Origin of the sequence: Floridaenema aerugineum BLCC-F46, assembly GCF_041929345.1 — a bacterium.
GTDB classification, from domain to species: Bacteria; Cyanobacteriota; Cyanobacteriia; order Cyanobacteriales; family Aerosakkonemataceae; genus Floridanema; species Floridanema aerugineum.
Map to the genome: position 1 here is coordinate 87,947 of NZ_JBHFNQ010000090.1, position 19,601 is coordinate 107,547.

The following is a 19,601-nucleotide window of genomic DNA, read 5'->3' on the forward strand; positions in this document are numbered from 1 at the left end:
AGCTAACGTCATTGACTAACTCTCTACCTGCCTTGGCACTGCGGAAATTTTATCACTTTGCCCATCTCTAACATAGGGAGCTAAGCTAATTAAATCTTCGATATTGCGGCGCATATTAGCACAAATTGTATCCAGAGGTAAGTCGTTGGGATCGTTACCAAAAGGATCTTCAATTTCTACGCCTATTTGTTCGATACCTAATAATGTAAAGCTAATTATTAAGACAATTATTCCGCTAAAAAAACCGAAATCTTTAACTACCTGAAATGGTAATGATAGGCAATAAAGTAGCAAAAGCTGCTTCAAATGAATAGCATAGGCTAAGGGAATTGGTGTTCTTAAAATGCGTTCACAACCTCCTAAACAATCTACTAAGCTATTAATCAATTCCTGCAATGCTGTTAACTGGTAGCTATTCAAACAATTACGTTCATATTGTTGTTGCAAATAATCTGAAATCCAAAAAGCCACCTCTAAGGGAGGGTGGTTCATTTCTTTAAGTTTATCATATTGATTTTTCGTTGTTATTCCTTCTAATTCTTCATTAACAGACTCGCCTCGTAAGTGTAATTTAGTAGCAACAGCAAAAGCAACTAAAAGTCTTAATGTTGCGATTTTGTTATCTCTATCTTGTGGTTCTTTTTCTTCTACTGAAACCCAAATTTGTCGAGCTAGATTACGGGTATTATTAGTAATGATTCCCCAGAGCTTGCGTCCTTCCCAAAATCTTTCGTAAGCTGTGTTAGTCCGAAAAACTAATAGTAAACCCAATACAACATTTGGGATCAAGCTAGCCAAAGTAGGCAAAGATACCGCCCAGCCAAAATAGTACATTATCGAAATCACCACACTTACTAAACCGCAAAATATAGCGCGTGGTAAAACATTTGGCAGAACTGAACCTCGCAGTTGAATAGCTGATTTATACCAGTAGAATCTGTCTTTAGGCATCCAATTTTGTCCGGCAAATTATTTGTAACTTGTTCACCAATGATACTACTTTTAGCTTCTCGGTTGCTATCAGCCTCACTGTATGGGCGTTTGCACTCACAAATCTTCTGTTTCTCATTTTTGTCACATAAACGTCACAGAATTTTCATAAAAAAATATTGCAATTTCTTGATTTAGTTGCTAATGTGTGCCTATGGCTGGATTCGACAGATGCTCGTACTTTAGGAGATGTACTACCCATGCTCTACATTGTGAGTGATTCCAGAATTGCCTGAAGATGTTTTTCTGACGGCTCCACGTTTACCACTAGGCGGAGGAGAAACATCTTTGTTGTTGGTTGAACTATGTCTATGACTAATAATTTTGGTACTTGACTCGGTTACTTTGGGTAGTTTCTATCAACTTTAAACTTTTCTGATTCCAACTTTAAGGCAGATCTCAGATTAAATTTACGAAAATGAGGTTCCCTGCAATGTTTCTGAGAAATGTCTTGAGTTTTTCAAGTCGATTATGAGTGATTTTTGTCTCATTACCAACCGAGATTTTGTTAGCGAAATTTCTCAACTCGGTGACTAAAAGTGGTGTGAGACTCCTACTTTGGAGGTTTTTATGAACATTCAAGGAAAAACGGCTCTAGTTACTGGAGCTTCTCGTGGAATTGGTCGTGCGATCGCTCTTGAACTAGCAAAAAATGGTGTAAAACGCTTGTTATTAGTCGCCAGAGATCGCCAACGTTTAGCAGAAGTTGCCGCAGAAATTGAACTTCTAGGGGTAGAAGTTGTCACCCTACCTTTGGATTTGTCGCAGTTAGTAAAGGTGAATATTGCGATCGCTCAAGCTTGGCGAGATTATGGCCCAATTCATCTTTTAATTAACTGTGCTGGAGTCGCGCATCAATCACCTTTCTTGAAGTCTCCTTTGCCAAATGTTCAGCAAGAGATTGCGATTAATTTGATGGGAATGTATGCCATGACGCGGATTATTGCGCGACGCATGGTGGCACAAAAAGAAGGTACAATTGTCAATGTTTCTAGCTTAATGGGTAAGATAGCTGCACCGACAATGGCGACTTATTCTGCTACCAAGTTTGCTATTTTAGGATTTACCCAAGCTTTGCGGGGTGAACTAGCACCACACAATATTCGAGTAGTAGCGTTGCTACCTTCTTTAACAGATACCGACATGGTTAAAGAATTGCAATGGTTTAAATGGGTACAAGCAACAACTACCGAAAAAGTTGCTCGATCGCTAATTACTGGATTGCAAAAAGAACAGTCCGAAATTTTAATCGGATGGCAAAGTCATTTAGCAGTTTTGGGTCAAAAAATTGCCCCTTGGCTAGTAGATAGAGTTTTACTGATGACTGCACCTTTACCTGAGAATAAACCCAAACGTTACCGAAGATTGCGAGAGGTGAGAATCTCTAGTTAATTAATATTGAGATCTTGCACTTGTCATTTTAGCCCGCCTGCGAATCAATTCGCAGGCGAATTTTGGCACTGGTGCAAGATCTGGCGCTAAAGCGCAACAACGTACATTTTTTTCTAATTTCTTGATGCTATATATTTGGTTGTCAACCACATTTCAAAATCTTCAGCAGCAGCAATTGTTTCTAACTTATCCAGCCGTCTTTCAATTTTTTCTACTTGCTCTTCTTCTAAAGATTCTGACAATTTTTCATCCGAAAGCCAGACAAAAGCCGTTCCTGCTGCGGCGCTAGAAGCAAGTACAACTGGTACAGTAACATTACTTTTAGCTGGTGAAAAAATCATCCAAAAAGCAAACATTCCCGTAGCAAAAGACCAAATTTTTGTAGTAGCAGTAACTCGGATATCGGTAGTTTTTTCGGGTTTTCTTAATTCTGATTCTTTTGGTTGATACATAAAAACTCTCGCGCTCTTAAGTCCCTTTACTAAATAAATTGCCACATTTAGTAAGGGTAGTGCGTCATACTAGGGATTTGTATCAAATGGATTAAGCAGGATTACTTATTACTTTTGGAATAGAGGTAGGGCGATCGCACTTCATTAAATCCAACTAAATCGATCGCTTTCTCAAATCCTACATTTCAATTCCCAACTCTCGCAATCGTTGAGCTAAAATTTCCGCCCGACGTTCCGCTTCTATGGCGCGTTGTTCCGCTGCTTCTGCACGTTGATTTTCCCTTTCTGCATCCGTCAAAATCAAATTTCCCTGTTCATCATACCAACGCAACCATAAACGATTAATTCCTTGATATTCACCTTGCCACAATCCTAAACCTAATTCCAACGGAGGCATCCAAACTTTTGATTCTGTTGTTAAATTTAATTCTTGATAACGACCAGATACTAAACTAAATACTCTTAATGTATCAGTGTAGTGATCGAACACCACATAATAAGGAACCCGCAAAATTCGCTCATAAACTTCCCACTTAGTAGGAGGTTGATTAACACTACTACTTGTCTCTCCCAAATCTTCTTTTTCCGTACCAGGAGAAAGCAATTCTACTACAACAAAAGGACTAATTCCTTCTTGCCAAATTACATAACTCAGGCGTAAATCTCCCCCATCATAAAGTCTCGGAACTCCTACAACCCCAAACCAATCTGGTCGTTTGTACCAATTTTGATGACGGACATCGTAATAAAGATTCATGTCACTTCCGCAAAACAATTGTTCGGGAAAAAACTGGCGCGGACGAAAAGTAAAACTCAAAAGTTGGGGTTGCAAATCATGAAACTCATCAGGCAAACCTGGTTCCTCCGGGTTTTCGCTGGGTAAATCATACATTGTCGGCAATGTTTCTCTGGGAGAAAGAGGCGGGTCGCTTTGTTTCACAGGATATTTAAATTGAAACATGGGAATAGTCATTTTTTTATTCTGAGAAACTTACATCTTTAGCGAGATAGAAGGTGATTAGGGAGAAGGGATAAGGGTGAAAATCGTTTTTTTATGAGAGATAGCAATTTATGTTACTCTCCAGCCTGTTCTGGGTACTCTATATAAAGTAGAGATTTTGAGGTTACTGGTTATGGATGAATTTGCGCTATCGTTTCGTCAGACAAGAATTCTATTTAGCCTTCAATATTTTTTAGGAACTGAGGATATTGACTATGAAATAGATTCCGAAACTAAACGAATCAAACGTCAATGGTTAAATAAATGGAAAGCATCTGTAGAGGATTTATTAAAAAGTCAATTACCAAATAATACTGGTGAAGATTCATACACTTTGGTTGTTGATTTATTTGAGATAAAACAAGAAATAGAGCTTGAAAAGCGTTCCCTTGACAAAAAACGTCCGCTTTATTCAATTTTAATGGAAGTGGTGCTTTTTCGTCTTTACTTTCCTTTACGAACAAAGGAAGACGAGAAATACATAAAACTCAACCTTGCTGATACTTACCGTCAAAGGATTGTAGGTAGATTGGAATCTATAGCTGAATGGCTGTCAGTAGAAAAAGAATATGTTAAAAAATTTAAGTCCAGTTACGAAAGATGGAGCAATGAAATTTCAGGTTCGCAATCAAATCCACTGAACTATTTACTAGGCGGCTTGATAGGGGCAGCTGTGTTAGCAGTAGTAGCTGCTGCTATTGCAGTACCTGTAATTGTTCCGTTACTGGCTCCCTTACTTGCACCAGGACTTTCTGGTGCAGCAGCAATTTCAGCCGTTTTAGCCGCTCTTGGTGGAGGTGCAATTGCAGCAGGTGGATTAGGTATGGCAGGTGGATTTACTGTTATTGTTGGTGGAGGAGCAATTCTTGGTGCTAGTGCTGGTACTGGTGTTGGAGCTTTGTTTGCCCAATCACCTGATTCGGCTGTTCGTGAAGCTGCCAAATTTGTAGTATCTTTTGAGCAGGTTATCTTAACGCAAAAAGATGTAGCAAAACGAGAGATTGCTCGTAGTGCTAAAGAGATAATCAAGAAACTCAGACATACTATTCATTCTTTGGATGATCAAATATCAGATTTACAAATAAAACCCGATAAAAATCAAGAAGAAATAAACAATTTACGCAAAGTAAATGGTTATTTTAGGAAAGCTTTAGAAATTTGCGAAAATTTACTTGAAGAATTCCTCAGAAGAAATGCTTTATCATGAATTGATAATGATTTAACCTCTTACCTGAGATAACAGTTAGTTGATTAGGTCGAATTTAGGCAGTTTATGATTCATAGCAATTCCAATCAGTATCCATTCTTCCAGCACTTCTAATAGTTCCTGGCGACAGCTTTCCAAAGTACTACCTGTTGCCCATACGCCTGTTGCGCCAGGAATTTCCCCATAAAAACCTTCATCTTCCTCAAGCATTTCGTAGTGCGCCGCTTCCATTGCTTTCTGAATATATTCCTGAATCATTATCTACCTCTGCCTAAGTTCGATCGCAAAACAACACAATCATTATCTTCATCCTTGCTCCCGCAAAACTTCATCAACCCAAGCTGCATTTGTTTCTGATAAAGCTGCGACACATTCCCGACTATAATTAATCTGTAAATCATAACCAGCAATATCATAAATATTATGCAGTATATTCTGTAAATCTAACACAGGTTCCTCATCTTCCGACCTTAAAGGAATGGGAAATTTAGGAATTACATCTCGTAAATTAAAAGCATATAAATTTGCTGAAGGACGGCGATCGCCACGACAAACCAAAATCCTATAATCACTTTCTATACCATTACTAGAAAACGGCATCGCTTGCCAATTTCGCAATAAATCAATTTCTACTAAATGCGTCAAACTCCCTAATATTTTCTTTCGTTTTTCTGTATATGCTTCCCTTCCCTCCCCAGGACGTTTGTTTACAGGTGAGAGAATTTCGATTACTGTTACTACCTCTTTTTTCGCCACATCTCGAATTTCTAAATATCCCTGTCTAATACTTTCGGCAACTGGAACTTCTACCGTTATTGGTTGTGCTGGAGGTGCAGCAACAGTAACATTGGTTGAAGAGGGATTTACTGTACTTCGTTGACGCTGTACAGTGACATCAGGAATTCCAACTAACAAATTTTCCCCAAAGGTTTCATAAACTCGTACTTCCACAGCAACAATGTATTTAGGACGTAATTGAGGAGATAAAAACTCGGCAATTTTACTAATAAAAAAGTGATGTACACTAGGCCATAAGCTAGGATTTTCTAAATAGGGATTCATACCTGGAAATGGAGAAGGCATGGATTTACCTCAGCGAGTAGGTTATAAACATTATATCTCTTGCCACAATCGAAATATCTAATTAAATCATCTGCGTTCATCTGCGTTTAAAAACAAGACTTATAACTTATACAAAAACTCTCTTTTCTCCTCAAATTAACACTCTATTTACTAATTAACTCAAGTTGCTAGTTATATTCAGTAGGGTGCGTCAGAGCGCCAAATTCTGGATATAATCACTAATTTTATGACTCTGACGCACCCTACAGCCTAAAAAAATATTCAAAATTAATAACTAGCAACTTGGGTTAATTAGCACCTTCCCTTCCAGGTGCGGAATAATAAATTGCTCTTTCCAAAGTTTCTTGAATTGTGTTCATTTCTTCTCTACTCGTTTTGGCAATCCTAATTTCTTGGTTTTTATTCGTAATAATAGTTAGGACATATTCCACTTGCTCAAAACTACTATTTGACCCCAGGATAATCATAATCAATCCTATGATAACTGCCAAGGGTTGCAACAACAAAAGGCCAAACATTAATAACAGCACACCAATAATTACCAAGTCAGTTCGTGATTGATTGACAATCACCTTTTCTTCACTTCTAGTAAAACGATGCAAATCGCGGATTCGATAGGATGTATTTCCATTTCGCAGTAGAGTTGAAGTAATTCGGATACCGCCTTTGTCGTAAAGTGTTTCTTGGGGAGTAATCATTTGTCAGCTATTTAAAGTTGTGGACTTTAGATAAATAGCTTTGCTTGAGAACAGTTTTTCAACATTCTCAAACATACCCTCCGGGTGGGTAGCTACTAACTCCCACCCGACAACTATGTGATTTTTTTGAAACGGTATCCTGCACCCAAATAAATTGGGTAGATTAAGCTATCTATTTCACATCATAACCGAACAAATTTGGATCGACTTCTCCTAGTTCTAAATCTGCTAAACCATACTCCGCCCAGCGTCTTTCAACCATCGCCGCTATGCCGGGATCGGACTCCAAAGGTGCGCCCCATTCGTGCTCGGTTTCTGGTGGGATTTTGGTAGTTGCATCTATGCCCATTCTGCCACCTAAACCGATTTTTTCACTGGCAAAGTCTAAACTGTCAAAAGGTGTATTTGGCAGAATAAATACATCTCTTGTGGGGTCTACTTTAGAACAAATTGCCCAAACGACTTGGCGGGGATCGCGCACATTGATATTTTTATCCACTACAATTACAAACTTGGTGTAAGTAAATTGAGGTAAGGCACTCCAAAAAGCTAATGCGGCGCGTCTTGCTTGTCCGGGATATGCTTTATCAATGGAGATGATTGCTGCTTTGTAACTTAGTGCTTCCATTGGGAGGAAGAAATCGACAATTTCGGAGACTTGTTGGCGTAAAATTGGGGTGTAAATGCGATTAAGCGCGATCGCCATCATCGCTTCTTCCTTCGGCGGACGACCGCTAAAAGTCGTCAAATAAATCGGATCTTTCCGATGCGTCACACATTGGAAACGAACTAATGGCGAATCTTCCACGCCGCCGTAATATCCCATGTGATCCCCAAACGGGCCATCTGGCAACTCTTCCCCTGGTGTAATAGTCCCTTCTAAAACAAATTCTGAATCTGCGGGAACTTCCAAATCTACGGTTTTACACTTCGCCAACTGCACACCAGAACCACCGTATAATCCAGCAAATAACCATTCAGATAAATCTACAGGAATCGGAGTTGCAGCTGCCATAATAATTAGAGGATCGACACCTAGAGCGATCGCAATTTCCAACTTCTTCCCATTTTGCGCCGCCTTGCGTAAATGTCTCGCCCCACCTCGCACAGACAACCAATGCACAGTCATAGTGTTGCGAGATTGCAATTGCAAGCGATAAACCCCTACATTTGGTGTTCCCGTTTCGCAATCTTTAGTAATCACCAATCCTAACGTGATAATCTTCCCCGCATCACCCGGATAAGGGCGAATCATCGGAATTTGATTAAGATCTAAATCATCACCTTGAATTACCACCTGTTGACAAGATGGGAAAAAATCTCTTCCTGGTTTCGCCTTTAACACATCAAACAACACCTTACCAAACTCTACCGCTTGGGCAATCTTTTTTGGAGGTTTTGGTTGTTGCAGCATTGCCAACTTTTTCCCCAAATCTTCCAACTCCAAAGGATGCTGCATATTCATCGCCCAGCAAATCCTTTCCACTGTCCCCATTAAATTCACCGCTACAGGATAAGGAGAACCTTTAACATTTTCAAATACTAACGCAGGCCCACCCCGTTGTAGCATTTGGTTAGAAATCTCGGCAATTTCCAAATCTGGGTCAACCAACGCCGAAATTCGCCGTAATTGTCCCCGTTCCTCCAGTAGTTTAATAAATCCCCGTAAATCTCTAGCCATTATTTTAAGATTTGTAAAACATCCTTTTTTATATTATGTGGGAAAGATGCACTAAGTCAGGACAGTTTCTTTGAGGGTAAACATGAAATGTCCCCAATGCCAATCTACTTCTTTTCGCAAAAATGGTCGCCGCAACGGCAGACAAAATTATTTGTGTAAAAATTGTGGGCGACAATTTTTAGAGGCAGCTAATTTTGTATTGTCAACTACGGAAATTTCTGCCCCAGAAGTTGCCACCTTTTTAGAATCAAAGTCAATGACAGAAGTCACACCTGTTAGCGAGAGTAATGATTCAGAAAATTTGCTCTCAAATATGCCGCTGGATAATCCAATTATTTCTCCTGCTGAAGGTGTAGTTTCGGTGTTGCTTTTAGATGTGGAAAATCTGAAAATTGACTTAAATGCGGAAAAGTTTCTCCTTAGTTTAGCGCAATCTCCGCAGTTAATTAAAATTGCTTTTGCCAATTGGCGAAATACATCGCTGGCAAAACAAGATGCTGATTTGTACGATCGCGGTTATCAATTAATTCATGTTCCCAACGGCAAAAACAGCGCCGATGCTAAAATGATTGCTTTTGGCGCAGCAATTTTTAAACCATATCCCCAAGTTAAAGAAGTATTTATTTGTTCCTCTGATGGATTATTTATGCACCTTTGTCATCAGTTACAAAATCATGGTATAATAGTTTATTGGGTACGGCGAAAAGATGGAAAATTAATTGTCGAAAATCGCCAGACTGGAGAAAATAAACATTACTCAATTAGCTTAGAGACAGAAATTCCCCCGCTAGATATGTTAATGAGTCAATTGGAAACTTTGCTTCAGTTGGAGCGAGAATCGATCGATGAAAGACTATCAAAAATCTCGGCTTTTTCGGCATTGTTTGAAGCTAGATGTAGTATTGTTAAACAAGAAAATATTGTGAGCGAAAAATCGCCAAAAACTGCCAATAAATCAGGAAATAGTAATAATTTAACCCCAGAGATGATTATCAATCATATCAAGGGTTCGGGGAATGGCGATCGCAACGGAACCGCAACAAACGGAAATATCTTAGGACCGATCGATAGCAAAGAAAAATTAGAAAAAGCCTTGATTGAATTAATGAAAAAAATCAAGTCACAAAATCCAGAAGAAGATATTTCTCTGAATGTATTAGCCAAAGAATTTATGACTATTTATGGCAAACCGCCTCGGTCTGTAATTAAAGAATTAGGTTTGGGTGGCACCTTAAGTAAATTTCTCAAATCCTGTAATTGTTTTAATGTGAAACAAAAAGGAAATAAATTCAAAATAGAATTAACTTAAACAGTAATTAGCAATAGCGAAAATGCTATGATGCTAGATCCAGAAACACCAGTTTCTCAAAAATGGTAACATTTAACTTAAACATCAGATGTCGCATCGTTTAGCAACTAAAATTGAAGCCATTCTGTATTTAAAAGGACAGCCACTTTCGCTGTCAGAAATCGCTGAGTATGCTGGCTGCGATCGCTCCGAAGTCAAAGAAGCACTGATCGAACTAATCAATGACTACGCACATCGCGACAGTGCCCTAGAAGTAGTAGAAACACCAGAAGGTTACAGCTTACAATTGCGATCGACCTTTCACAACCTGATGCAAAACTTAATCCCCCCAGAACTAGGAGTCGGGGCTTTACGTACCTTAGCAGCGATCGCACTCAAAGGCCCACTCTCCCAAACAGAATTAGTTGACTTAAGAGGCTCAGGAGCGTATCAACAAGTACAAGAACTAGTAGAATTAGGCTATGTTCGCAAACGCCGCCAAAGTGATAGTCGGTCATACTGGCTACAAGTCACAGATAAATTTTACCAATACTTTCAACTCGAAGAACTTCCCAAAGTGCTTGAACAGCCAGCACAAAAATGAGGCAGGGGGGCAGGGGGGCAGGGGGGCAGGGGGGCAGGGGAGCAGGAGGGCAGGGGAAGTTTAACTCAAAACTCAAAACTCAAAACTCAAAACTCAAAACTCAAAACTATCCCAGTCCCCAGTCCCCAGTCCCCAATCCCTTCATTGATATCAAAATCGATTAGATTAGTAGTAGTAAAACAAGTGGGATTCACATGGTCTTTAACCCCAACCATCTCAGTAGCAACGCGCAAGATACTCAACCTAATGAGTTGTTGACTTATCTCCAGCATCAGTCGCCGGAAGTTTTGGAGCGTGTAGCTAAGTCAGTCAGTCCCGAAATCAAACAAATTATTTCCCAGAACGTCCAAGGTTTAGTCGGGATGTTGCCAGGGGAACATTTTAATGTCGAAATTACTACAGACCGGGAAAACCTGGCTGGGCTGTTAGCTTCAGCGATGATGACTGGCTATTTTCTGCGCCAGATGGAACAACGAATGCAGCTAGAAGAGAGTCTTCTAGGGTCGCATACACTCTCAGACTCAGGCAAAGATGAAAAATCCAGTGGGTCAGCCTCTTAAACCAATGGCACTTCCCACAGCTACTCAGGAAGTGAACCTCCATCAATTTTAGGTTAATTTTAGATTTGAGATTTTAGATTCTTAGTTAGGCAACCAAAGAAGATCGCACAAATCAACCAAAGAACCTAAAATCCACATTCTAAAATCTAAAATTGGTGCTAATTCAGCCGTTTTGGATAAACTCCCGTTTTGACTTGGAGCTTTTGTCTGCGACCATTGCGGTTCACTTCCATTTCCAGAACCACACCAACCTCGTTAGATTCCACCACTTGCTGTACAGCAGAAGTATCTTGAACAGTCAGGTCGCCAATTTTCTCGATGATGTCACCTGCGCGTAGACCTGCTTTTTCGGCTGGCGACTTTTCCAGAACTCGCACGATCAAGACTCCCCGATCTTGAGTAATTTTCAACTCAGTTTCTTGACTAATTTTGTTTCGCATCTCTGGAGAGAGAGTCACCATCTGAACGCCCAAGAAAGGATGTTCTGCATGACCTTTATCAAACAGTTGATTAGCGACTCTTTGAGCAGTTTCGATCGGAATCGCAAAACCCAAACCTTGAGCACCAGCGCGAATCGCCGTATTAATCCCAATCACTTCCCCATTTGAGTTTAACAAAGGCCCGCCAGAGTTTCCGGGATTAATGGCGGCATCTGTTTGAATAAAATAAACTCTTTTATCTGGGACACCGACTTGGGAACTAGAACGTCCCGTAGCGCTGATAATCCCCACAGTGACAGTATTATCCAAACCCAAGGGATTACCGATCGCGATCGCCCAGTCTCCCGGAATCAAATTTTGCGAACTACCCAAAGTTACCGTAGGTAAATCCTTCGCCTCAATTTTGACCACCGCTAGATCGGTAAGCTGATCCACACCAATCACCCGACCATCCAGAGAGCGACCATCTTTGAGCGTTACTCTCACAATATCTGCTCCCGCTACCACATGAGCATTAGTCACCAAACGCCCATCCGCAGATAAAATTACACCCGATCCCGTACCCCGTTCTACCCGTTCATCGGATGGAACAGGCTTCTCAGTACCAAAAAACCCTCTAAATAGAGGGTTTTGGAACAGTTCTGGTAAAGGAGTTTCCACTTTCCGCGCCGCATCAATGCGAACCACTGCCGGGCCAACTTTTTGGGCAGCCTCAGCGATAAAATTAACATTACCCGGTGAAATCGGGAGTCTACCTAACGACGGGCTAGGCTGAGGCGGTAGCGGCGGCTGGATTATGGGTGTCATTGAGGCAGTCTGTCTGATAGGATTTTCTGATTGTAGATAGCGGTTGCCTAAGATTCCTGCGCCACCACCTAAACTCAGTAAAGTTAAATAAAGAGTCAGTTGTTTAAAAGATAAACTCATAATTCATCATGCCCAAACAAACAGAAACTAGTAATGAAATCTAATTTAGCCTGTTCTTTGCTAGCGACCTGCCCGATCTGAAGCAGTCAACCTTAAATAGCTTGGAACAAAGGGCTATAAAAAACTGAAGATAACAAATGGCGAAGGAAATGGAACACTTGGCAAATGAAAATTAACAAAGGACAACTGACCCTTCTGATCACACTTTTATCGCTCAATATTCCCCTTGCCGGAATAAAAGCCAACGCAGCAGAGGCTAACACCCTCAACTGTCCTGAACCTGCTTTATCCCGGCTCAAAAAACACTTAGTTGCGCCAGGAGAGACAATTGAGAGTATTGCCAGACTTTATAACTTGATTCCCGCTACCCTGATGGGAATGAACCCCAGCATCAGACAAGGTGAAGTCCGGGCGGGGAGTGAAATTATCATTCCGCCCTTTAATGGTATAGCGGTAGAAGTTCCGGCAAATAAAACCTGGCGAGATGTTGCGGCAGCTTATAAGGTACGAGATGTATTGGTATATGAAGCCAATGGTTGTCAGGAAGACCTGAGAGTTGTCTTTTTGCCTGGGGTAAATTGGTCGCCAGCAGGCAACGATAATTTTATTGAGAGTACGACTCTTAGAGGTTATCCTTTGCCAACTGTTGCGCCTGTGGCTTTAGGATATGGTTGGTTGCTACATCCGAGTACGCGCAAAGTATTTTTTCACAGTGGGTTAGATTTACTTGCTAACCCAGGTACGCCAGTTTTAGCTGCTGGGGATGGAATTGTGGCTTTTGCTGGCGATCGCGGAGATTATGGTTATTTGGTAGTGGTAAATCATCAAGAAGGACAACAAACTCGCTATGCACATTTAGATAGTATTACTGTTACTACTGGACAACCAGTAAGACAAGGGCAACAATTAGGAACTGTGGGTAGTACAGGTAGCCCGGATATTGAAACAGCCCATTTACATTTTGAAATCCGTTATAACTCCGATTTAGGCTGGGTAGCAGAAGATCCTAAGTCCTACCTGGGGCAAATGGTAGGAACAGCGGAAAATCGCAATCCTTCGCCGCTAGTAGTTCCAGAAACCGAACAACAGCCAACTTTTAATCTTCCTGCTAATCTACCCCCACCACCAGCTGCAACGGGAAATAGTGGCGATCGCAATAAACCTGCCGTTATCCCCCTACCCCCCGGAACCGGAAGAATAGTACAGCCCAATCAACCTGTAAATATCCCCATACCACCTCCGGGTAGCGTGCAGTAGGGGCGGCACAGGTGCAGAGGGGAATCTCGTTACCAGGTTCAACCTGGTAATGAAAAACAGAGGCTCTGCCTCAAGGTGCTCTTATCTCAGAAGATCGATCGCCCACCATAATCCCAACAATTTGCCTATTTTTCTCAATTCAAGCTAATTTATTTGAGATTAACAATAAGCGATCGATCTTCTCGTCCTATTACTTGTGAGGCTGAGTTAATCGCTACTCAAAATCGGATTAATTCGATTTTGGATCGCAGAAATATTACCCAAGATGACCGAGATTATTTGAATGTGCTTGGCACTTTAGTTTATGATTATGAACAAAAACATGAACCAATGCCTGTGCTTAAAGGGATAAATTTGCTGAAAGCTTTGATGGAGGAAGATAATATTTCCGAAAACGATTTGCTTGGCATATTTGAAAGTGAATTGCAGGTGTCTGAGGTACTGAATAGGGAACGGGAACTTACGGCAAGTCAAATGCAAAAATTAGCTGAGTTTTTTCATCTTTCTCCGGCTGGGTTTTTGGAGTGAATTCAAGAATTTGCCGGGAAAAGATTAAGTTACACCCTACAACTAGATTTTCCTGTTTGTATTCAACAGTAAATTTACATTTACATCTGTGTTAATCTGTGGTTAAAAAGTACGTAGTTGCGCTTTAGCGCCAAAAATTATGAGCATAGAACAATTAGTAATCCAAAAGTTACAAACCCTTTCCCCACAAAAACAGCAAGAAGTCTTAGATTTTGTAGAATTTTTACAATCTAAGAGTTTGCCAGAAGAATCTTCTAATCAACAGTTAAGCGAATCTGCTTCTTTTTTGACACCCCCACTCCGCATCCCCGACATCCAGGGTGCGTTAAGTCAACAGTTAAGCGAAAGGGAATCTGCTTCTTTTTTAACCCTTGCCCAAAAATGGGTAGGTTGTATTGATGCACCAAGGGATCTTTCTACTAACAAAAAGTATCTGGATGGGTATGGAAACGAATGAGGCAGCCTGTACTTTTAGATACTGGCCCTTTGGTGGCTTCTCTCAATCGTCGAGACAAATTTCATGACACGGTAACGACAGAGTTAACAACAATTAAAGCACCTTTATTGACTTGTGAAGCAGTACTTTCAGAAGCTTGTTTTCTCTTACGAAACTTTTACCCTGGACAGCAAGCGGCGATCGCTTTAGTTAACAGCGGACTGATTCAAATACCCTTCTGCTTGCAAGAAGAAGCTGAGATTATTAATGAACTAATGACTCGTTACCAGTCTGTACCAATGTCTTTGGCTGATGCTTGTTTAGTGCGGATGGCTGAACAGTATTCTGGAAGTACTATTTTAACTTTCGATCGCGATTTTTTAATTTACCGCAAGAATAGAAATGAAGTGATTCCTTTGATTATGCCAGAAAATACTTAGTTACTTGGCAAGTGCAGCGAAGGAATATCAACAGATCTTTCGCTTTCATTAGATTCTTTTTCCAGTAGTTCTTCGATCGCTTCCAAGTGTCCTAAAATGTGAGGTATAGAACCATACTGAAAAAAATCAAATATTTCTGTAAGATTTTCTCTTTTGCTATCTCCTTTCGCTACATCAATTATCTGTTCGGAAATGCTTTCCAAATCTAAGCTAATTTCTTCGAGGTTAAACAATAAGCGATCGATCTTCTGTTGACCTATTTCGCCTTCTAGCTTTTCTCGATGTTCTTTCAGAATATTAATTGCATCTCTTAGGGAGTAGGTTTTGGAAATCATAACTTTCCTTATCCTTAATTTCTAAGACTATTTCTCACCCCACATTAACAGGCTGATGTTCCTGATTAATTTGTTCAATCAAATTTTCGACCACATTTTGAGTTGGTAAGTCAACTGATTGCAACATATCCTTATATATAATTGTTGCTGATTCATCATTGAGAATGCGGGAATGAAGAATTTTTGTCCATTCTGGTGCGTCAAGTATTAATTGGGGAACTACATCAAGAAATGCCTGAAGTTGGGCTTTGATTTCAAAAGATTCTAGGAAATGAATTAGGCTAAACATTACTTCTGGCTGTTGGCATTCGTCATTTAGAATTAAATGCAGTTCTCGCAAGTATTCGCTGTTCGGATTTTTGGCAAATTCGGCTAAGGCGGTTTCAAATGCAGCGATTTCTTCATTTGTCCGCATCAATTTGTTGGCTTCTAAGATAGCAAGTAATGTTTTTGCATTCATGTTTAAACTCTCCTTTTATCAAAATTACCTTGCCATACTGATTTGTTTAGCTGGATAACTTGCTGCAAACTTTGCCTAATTGCTGGCGTATAAAGTCCCTGACGGCGATAAATTGAACGTACATCCCAGACTTCACGAGCAAGCACTTCTCTAGGTGATAAACTTAAATCGGGGGATTTTCCATAGGATAGCGTTTGTCGATGACGACCACCCATTCCCGGAGAAAGATGTTCCATCATAATTGCAATCCCTTTGTCTCTGGTATAACTAAGAACTCTTGCTGTCATAAACGCATTGGATGGTATATGATGCGGTGTTAAGTTATCACCTCTACGTCCTCTTTTGAGTAATTCACCATAAGAACCAACTGCGCCCTCACCTGGAAGTAATGAATTTGTCATAATTTAGATTAATTATGCTCCCATTCTCTCTCGATTCTTTCTAAGTCTTTTGCTGCACCTAATTGTTGAAAAATTTGATGGGCGGTGTTGTAATGTTGTTGGGCGAGTTCGGTGTTATTGCGCTGACTATAAAGTTGGGCTAAATCGTAGTTAATTTCGCCAATATACCAAGTCATTCCTAATTCTTGCATCTTTTCTAAAGCTTCTTTTAACAGCGGTTCTGCTGCATCTAAATTACCTTTACCGAGTTCATTTTCTCCCAGGCAACCAATTGAATTTGCCATCCCAGCCCGATCGCCTAATTGAGTTCTCAATTCCAAAGATTGCCGATACAGACGTTCAGCTTCTTCCCAATTGCCGCGATTTTGTTCAATATATCCCAACAATCCCCAAGTTTCTGCCATCCCAGCCCGATCGCCTAATTGAGTTCTCAATTCCAAAGATTGCCGATACAGACGTTCAGCTTCATCCCAATTGCCGCGATTTTGTTCAATATATCCCAACAATCCCCAAGTTTCTGCCATCCCAGCCCGATCGCCTAATTGAGTTCTCAATTCCAAACATTGCCGATACAGACGTTCAGCTTCTTCCCAATTGCCGCGATTTCGTTCAATATCTCCCAATTGTCCCCAAGAAGTTGCCATCCCAGCCCGATCGCCTAATTGAGTTTCAATTTCCAAACATTGCCGATACAGACGTTCAGCTTCTTCCCAATTGCCGCGATTTTGTTCAATATCTCCCAACACTCCCCAAGAAGTTGCCATCCCAGCCCGATCGCCTAATTGAGTTCTCAATTCCAAAGATTGCTGATACAGACGTTCTGCTTCTTCCCAATTGCCGCGATTTCGTTCAATATCTCCCAACACTCCCCAAGAAGTTGCCATCCCAGCCCGATCGCCTAATTGAGTTTCAATTTCCAAACATTGCCGATACAGACGTTCAGCTTCTTCCCAATTGCCGCGATTTCGTTCAATATCTCCCAACGATCCTTGCATAGCAGCAATGACTGTTTTATTGTCTTGCTTTTGTGCAATCATTAAAGCTTCCTGATAATATTTTTCTGCTTCATCCCAGTTGCCAGAATCTCGATATCTTGAACCAATTCTTTGTAACAAATACGGACGATTATCTTCATCAACTTTGGGTAAAATTTGCTCACATAACTCTTTTAATAAACTCCAGTATCCCCAAGGTTCCAGATAATCTTCTAATTTAGACATTATTAGATCGGCTGCTTCGCTGTAATTCCCCAACTGAAAGGCAAAATATTGAGCTTCCAAAACTGGGCGCAAATCCTCTAAAGTTTGCGGATTTTCCACATTCTTGCCAGTGCAATAAAACTTATAAACACTTTCCAGCAGCTTAGGCAATTCCTCTTGACAATCTGCTTGCAAAAACTCCACAATCACCCGATGCAGATCGTAAAATAACTCACATTTCTCTTCATCGTAGCGACACTGGACCAAACTACTATCAACTAACCGTTCTAAAATCCCTTCCGTTTCCCTAATTTCTGCCTCTGTCAATTCAGCAGGTTCTTCTAAAATTGCTGCCAATTCAAAACGGTGATCTTTATCGATATCATCCGTATATAACCGCAAAAAAGTCAACCCTGGAACATCGATAGGAACGCGCAAAACACACATCCGCTTGAGTAAATCTCGCGCCGCAGCACTTTGCCTTGCCAACTGTTCAGTTAAAATCGGTTCAGCTTTTTTCGTCACCAATTCGGGATGCTTCCGCAGAAATCCAGGTTTACCTTTACCAATAGCCGCGAGTTGGGTTAACAAAAAAACATGACCTTCAACCCGAAGCGAAACCCACTCTAAATCTGATAAATTATCCCGCAATTGGCGCTGTTGCAAAATCTCCACACCCGCCCCAAGATCCACACCGGAAACTGTTTCAATATGCACCAATTCCGAATCAGGTTCCGCCCCATCATAGCGGGAATCAGCCAAATCTGCCGGAACTTCCCGACTAGTTAAAATAGTTTGGGAACAATGCTGCTGATAAACCAAAGCATTTAACAGTTTACCCCAATCCGGCGCAATAGCTCTATGCGCCCGTAGGGTAGGCATCCTGCCTGCCTCTTCATTAGCTTGTAGGGTAGGCATCTTGCCTGCCTCTACCTCTTCATTTGCAGGCAAGATGCCTGCACTACAAGAATCATTAGCAGGGTGCAAAATAGTTTCCAAGTTATCCAACAGCAAAAGACAGCGACTTTCTGCCAAACCTGCAATAATTCTCCCAATTTTTTCCTCAGCAGTTTTCAAAGGTTCCGCCGTTTCAATACCCAACCCAGCTAACAGAAACTCCGCCACATCATCAAAACTAGTCCCCTCCTGCACCTTAAAATACATCACACAATCAAAAGCACAAGTCCCCCCCTTATTAAGGGAATCTGTCAAAGTCCCCCCCTTATTAAGGGGGGCTAGGGGGGATCTCAAATTAACCCCAACAGCCTCCAAAAGTTTCACCGCCAAACTAGTTTTACCAATACCCCCTTGTCCAATTATTGCTAATACCTTGGGCGAACTCGTCAAAGAATCAGTTTCTAAACCCGTTAATTTAGCCTTTAATTTCTCCAGCAATTCATCGCGCCCCTTCCAAACAGGAACACTAGGAATTGCTTGTTGTAAAATCACCCGTTTTGCCGTTGCTTCATTTCTCTCGGTAACGTCGTCATCTGTTAAATTCGCCTCAACATTACTGTTAACTTCAACCGTGACAGATACCGTTTGTTGTGCAGTTTGAGTTTCCGCTTCCTCTGCTGTTGTCTCAGTAAAATCACTTAAATCCGCAATTTCTTGCCAATCTAAACAAAGCTTAGTACAAATTTCGATAAAGTTTAAATGATCGATGGGTTTAGCATTGAAAAATTTGTTAACCGTATTTTTAGAAATATTGATTTCTTCAGCTAAATCTATCTGACGTGGAAAGCCGTTACGTTTAAGCGCCAGTTTAACTTTATCAATATATTCTACGCGAACCCTGAGAGAGCGAGACATATTCAAGGTGAAACAATTTTTCCCCAGTATAGCAAACTGCTGAGATACCAAGCCCGCCTGGGAATCAATTCCCAGGCTAATAGCTTAAGTCCTCTGAAGAGGACTGATAAATTATGGTTTTTAGTTCAGGTTTAGTGGATTTTTGCTATTACTTGAATCTTGTTTTAAAAAGGAGGTGGAACCTCCCAGAGTTCGTTCCCAGGTTGAACCTGGGAACGAGGGGGACGAGGGGGAAACGAGGAAATGTAGAGACGTTATATATAACGTCTCTACAGGGTTAATGATTTCCAGTCCACTTTAGTGGAGTTTCGCTATTAGCCTCAGAATTGATTCTGAGGCGGTTTTCGCAGCAAATCACAAGTTCTTAAATACAGCTTGGGATTAACTTGGGAATAAGTTGGGAAAAAATTG

21 protein-coding genes are annotated in these 19,601 nt (G+C 40.8%); 9 read left to right on the top strand and 12 right to left on the bottom strand.

The window, feature by feature from the left end; genetic code table 11:
• Positions 1 to 15: 15 nt before the first annotated feature.
• Positions 16 to 951, bottom strand: a complete 936-nt coding sequence (locus ACE1CC_RS11515; RefSeq protein WP_413270599.1) for a bestrophin family protein — start codon at positions 949 to 951, stop codon at positions 16 to 18.
• Between the two features lie 609 nt (positions 952 to 1,560).
• Between ACE1CC_RS11515 and ACE1CC_RS11520 the strand changes: the two genes are divergently transcribed.
• The gene (locus ACE1CC_RS11520) at positions 1,561 to 2,382 is read left to right on the top strand and encodes an SDR family NAD(P)-dependent oxidoreductase (protein ID WP_413270600.1); all 822 of its coding nucleotides are present in this window, start codon (positions 1,561 to 1,563) and stop codon (positions 2,380 to 2,382) included.
• Between the two features lie 113 nt (positions 2,383 to 2,495).
• Here ACE1CC_RS11520 and ACE1CC_RS11525 read toward each other — a convergent pair whose 3' ends face one another.
• Together ACE1CC_RS11525 and ACE1CC_RS11530 are read right to left on the bottom strand one after the other, a co-directional pair.
• Complete coding sequence (locus ACE1CC_RS11525) at positions 2,496 to 2,834, bottom strand: hypothetical protein (protein WP_413270601.1); 339 nt, start codon at positions 2,832 to 2,834, stop codon at positions 2,496 to 2,498.
• A 178-nt stretch (positions 2,835 to 3,012) separates the two neighbouring features.
• Positions 3,013 to 3,795 (bottom strand): Uma2 family endonuclease, encoded by a 783-nt coding sequence (locus ACE1CC_RS11530; protein ID WP_459563830.1) that lies wholly within the window; start codon positions 3,793 to 3,795, stop codon positions 3,013 to 3,015.
• 172 nt (positions 3,796 to 3,967) lie between these two features.
• Between ACE1CC_RS11530 and ACE1CC_RS11535 the strand changes: the two genes are divergently transcribed.
• Positions 3,968 to 5,041 carry a hypothetical protein gene (locus tag ACE1CC_RS11535; RefSeq protein ID WP_413270603.1) on the top strand — a complete coding sequence of 358 codons (1,074 nt, stop codon included), beginning with the start codon at positions 3,968 to 3,970 and terminating at the stop codon, positions 5,039 to 5,041.
• 36 nt (positions 5,042 to 5,077) lie between these two features.
• Here the strand turns inward: ACE1CC_RS11535 and ACE1CC_RS11540 are convergent, their stop codons facing one another.
• The 4 genes from ACE1CC_RS11540 to ACE1CC_RS11555 form a co-directional block, all read right to left on the bottom strand.
• Complete coding sequence (locus tag ACE1CC_RS11540) at positions 5,078 to 5,299, bottom strand: type II toxin-antitoxin system HicB family antitoxin (protein WP_413270604.1); 222 nt, start codon at positions 5,297 to 5,299, stop codon at positions 5,078 to 5,080.
• Between the two features lie 48 nt (positions 5,300 to 5,347).
• Positions 5,348 to 6,124, bottom strand: coding sequence for a DUF4058 family protein (locus ACE1CC_RS11545; protein WP_413270605.1), 777 nt, complete (start codon positions 6,122 to 6,124; stop codon positions 5,348 to 5,350).
• Positions 6,125 to 6,411: 287 nt separating this feature from the next.
• Positions 6,412 to 6,822, bottom strand: coding sequence for a DUF6232 family protein (locus ACE1CC_RS11550; protein ID WP_413270606.1), 411 nt, complete (start codon positions 6,820 to 6,822; stop codon positions 6,412 to 6,414).
• Between the two features lie 172 nt (positions 6,823 to 6,994).
• Positions 6,995 to 8,503, bottom strand: a complete 1,509-nt coding sequence (locus ACE1CC_RS11555) for a UbiD family decarboxylase (RefSeq protein ID WP_413270607.1) — start codon at positions 8,501 to 8,503, stop codon at positions 6,995 to 6,997.
• Positions 8,504 to 8,585: 82 nt separating this feature from the next.
• On the opposite strand from ACE1CC_RS11555, the gene ACE1CC_RS11560 reads away from it, so the two are divergent.
• The 3 genes from ACE1CC_RS11560 to ACE1CC_RS11570 all read left to right on the top strand — a co-directional run bounded on the left by ACE1CC_RS11560 (position 8,586) and on the right by ACE1CC_RS11570 (position 10,955).
• Positions 8,586 to 9,812, top strand: a complete 1,227-nt coding sequence (locus ACE1CC_RS11560) for an IS1/IS1595 family N-terminal zinc-binding domain-containing protein (protein ID WP_413270608.1) — start codon at positions 8,586 to 8,588, stop codon at positions 9,810 to 9,812.
• Positions 9,813 to 9,900: 88 nt separating this feature from the next.
• Complete coding sequence (scpB, locus tag ACE1CC_RS11565; protein ID WP_413270609.1) at positions 9,901 to 10,395, top strand: SMC-Scp complex subunit ScpB; 495 nt, start codon at positions 9,901 to 9,903, stop codon at positions 10,393 to 10,395.
• A gap of 194 nt (positions 10,396 to 10,589) precedes the next feature.
• Positions 10,590 to 10,955, top strand: coding sequence for a DUF760 domain-containing protein (locus tag ACE1CC_RS11570; protein ID WP_413270610.1), 366 nt, complete (start codon positions 10,590 to 10,592; stop codon positions 10,953 to 10,955).
• Between the two features lie 158 nt (positions 10,956 to 11,113).
• Here ACE1CC_RS11570 and ACE1CC_RS11575 read toward each other — a convergent pair whose 3' ends face one another.
• Positions 11,114 to 12,322 (bottom strand): HhoA/HhoB/HtrA family serine endopeptidase, encoded by a 1,209-nt coding sequence (locus ACE1CC_RS11575; protein ID WP_413270611.1) that lies wholly within the window; start codon positions 12,320 to 12,322, stop codon positions 11,114 to 11,116.
• A gap of 165 nt (positions 12,323 to 12,487) precedes the next feature.
• Between ACE1CC_RS11575 and ACE1CC_RS11580 the strand changes: the two genes are divergently transcribed.
• From ACE1CC_RS11580 to ACE1CC_RS11595, 4 genes are all read left to right on the top strand, one after another.
• Entirely contained in the window at positions 12,488 to 13,579 is a 1,092-nt protein-coding gene (locus ACE1CC_RS11580; protein WP_413270612.1) for a LysM peptidoglycan-binding domain-containing M23 family metallopeptidase, read from the top strand.
• 153 nt (positions 13,580 to 13,732) lie between these two features.
• Positions 13,733 to 14,107 (top strand): helix-turn-helix domain-containing protein, encoded by a 375-nt coding sequence (locus ACE1CC_RS11585; protein WP_413270613.1) that lies wholly within the window; start codon positions 13,733 to 13,735, stop codon positions 14,105 to 14,107.
• A gap of 139 nt (positions 14,108 to 14,246) precedes the next feature.
• Complete coding sequence (locus ACE1CC_RS11590; protein ID WP_413270614.1) at positions 14,247 to 14,564, top strand: DUF2281 domain-containing protein; 318 nt, start codon at positions 14,247 to 14,249, stop codon at positions 14,562 to 14,564.
• The gene (locus ACE1CC_RS11595) at positions 14,561 to 14,983 is read left to right on the top strand and encodes a type II toxin-antitoxin system VapC family toxin (RefSeq protein WP_413270615.1); all 423 of its coding nucleotides are present in this window, start codon (positions 14,561 to 14,563) and stop codon (positions 14,981 to 14,983) included. Before ACE1CC_RS11590 ends, ACE1CC_RS11595 begins: the two co-directional genes overlap by 4 nt.
• On the opposite strand, the gene ACE1CC_RS11600 is transcribed toward ACE1CC_RS11595, so the two are convergent.
• The 4 genes from ACE1CC_RS11600 to ACE1CC_RS11615 are packed head-to-tail and all read right to left on the bottom strand — an operon-like array spanning position 14,980 to position 19,190.
• A complete protein-coding gene (locus tag ACE1CC_RS11600) occupies positions 14,980 to 15,318 on the bottom strand; it encodes a hypothetical protein (protein ID WP_413270616.1) in 339 nt (112 codons plus the stop codon). The two genes, ACE1CC_RS11595 and ACE1CC_RS11600, sit on opposite strands and share 4 nt — an antisense overlap.
• Positions 15,319 to 15,352: 34 nt before the next feature.
• Positions 15,353 to 15,778 (bottom strand): Imm30 family immunity protein, encoded by a 426-nt coding sequence (locus ACE1CC_RS11605; protein WP_413270617.1) that lies wholly within the window; start codon positions 15,776 to 15,778, stop codon positions 15,353 to 15,355.
• A 2-nt stretch (positions 15,779 to 15,780) separates the two neighbouring features.
• Positions 15,781 to 16,179, bottom strand: a complete 399-nt coding sequence (locus ACE1CC_RS11610; RefSeq protein WP_413270618.1) for a hypothetical protein — start codon at positions 16,177 to 16,179, stop codon at positions 15,781 to 15,783.
• A gap of 8 nt (positions 16,180 to 16,187) precedes the next feature.
• Positions 16,188 to 19,190, bottom strand: a complete 3,003-nt coding sequence (locus tag ACE1CC_RS11615) for a tetratricopeptide repeat protein (protein ID WP_413270619.1) — start codon at positions 19,188 to 19,190, stop codon at positions 16,188 to 16,190.
• Positions 19,191 to 19,601: the final 411 nt, after the last annotated feature.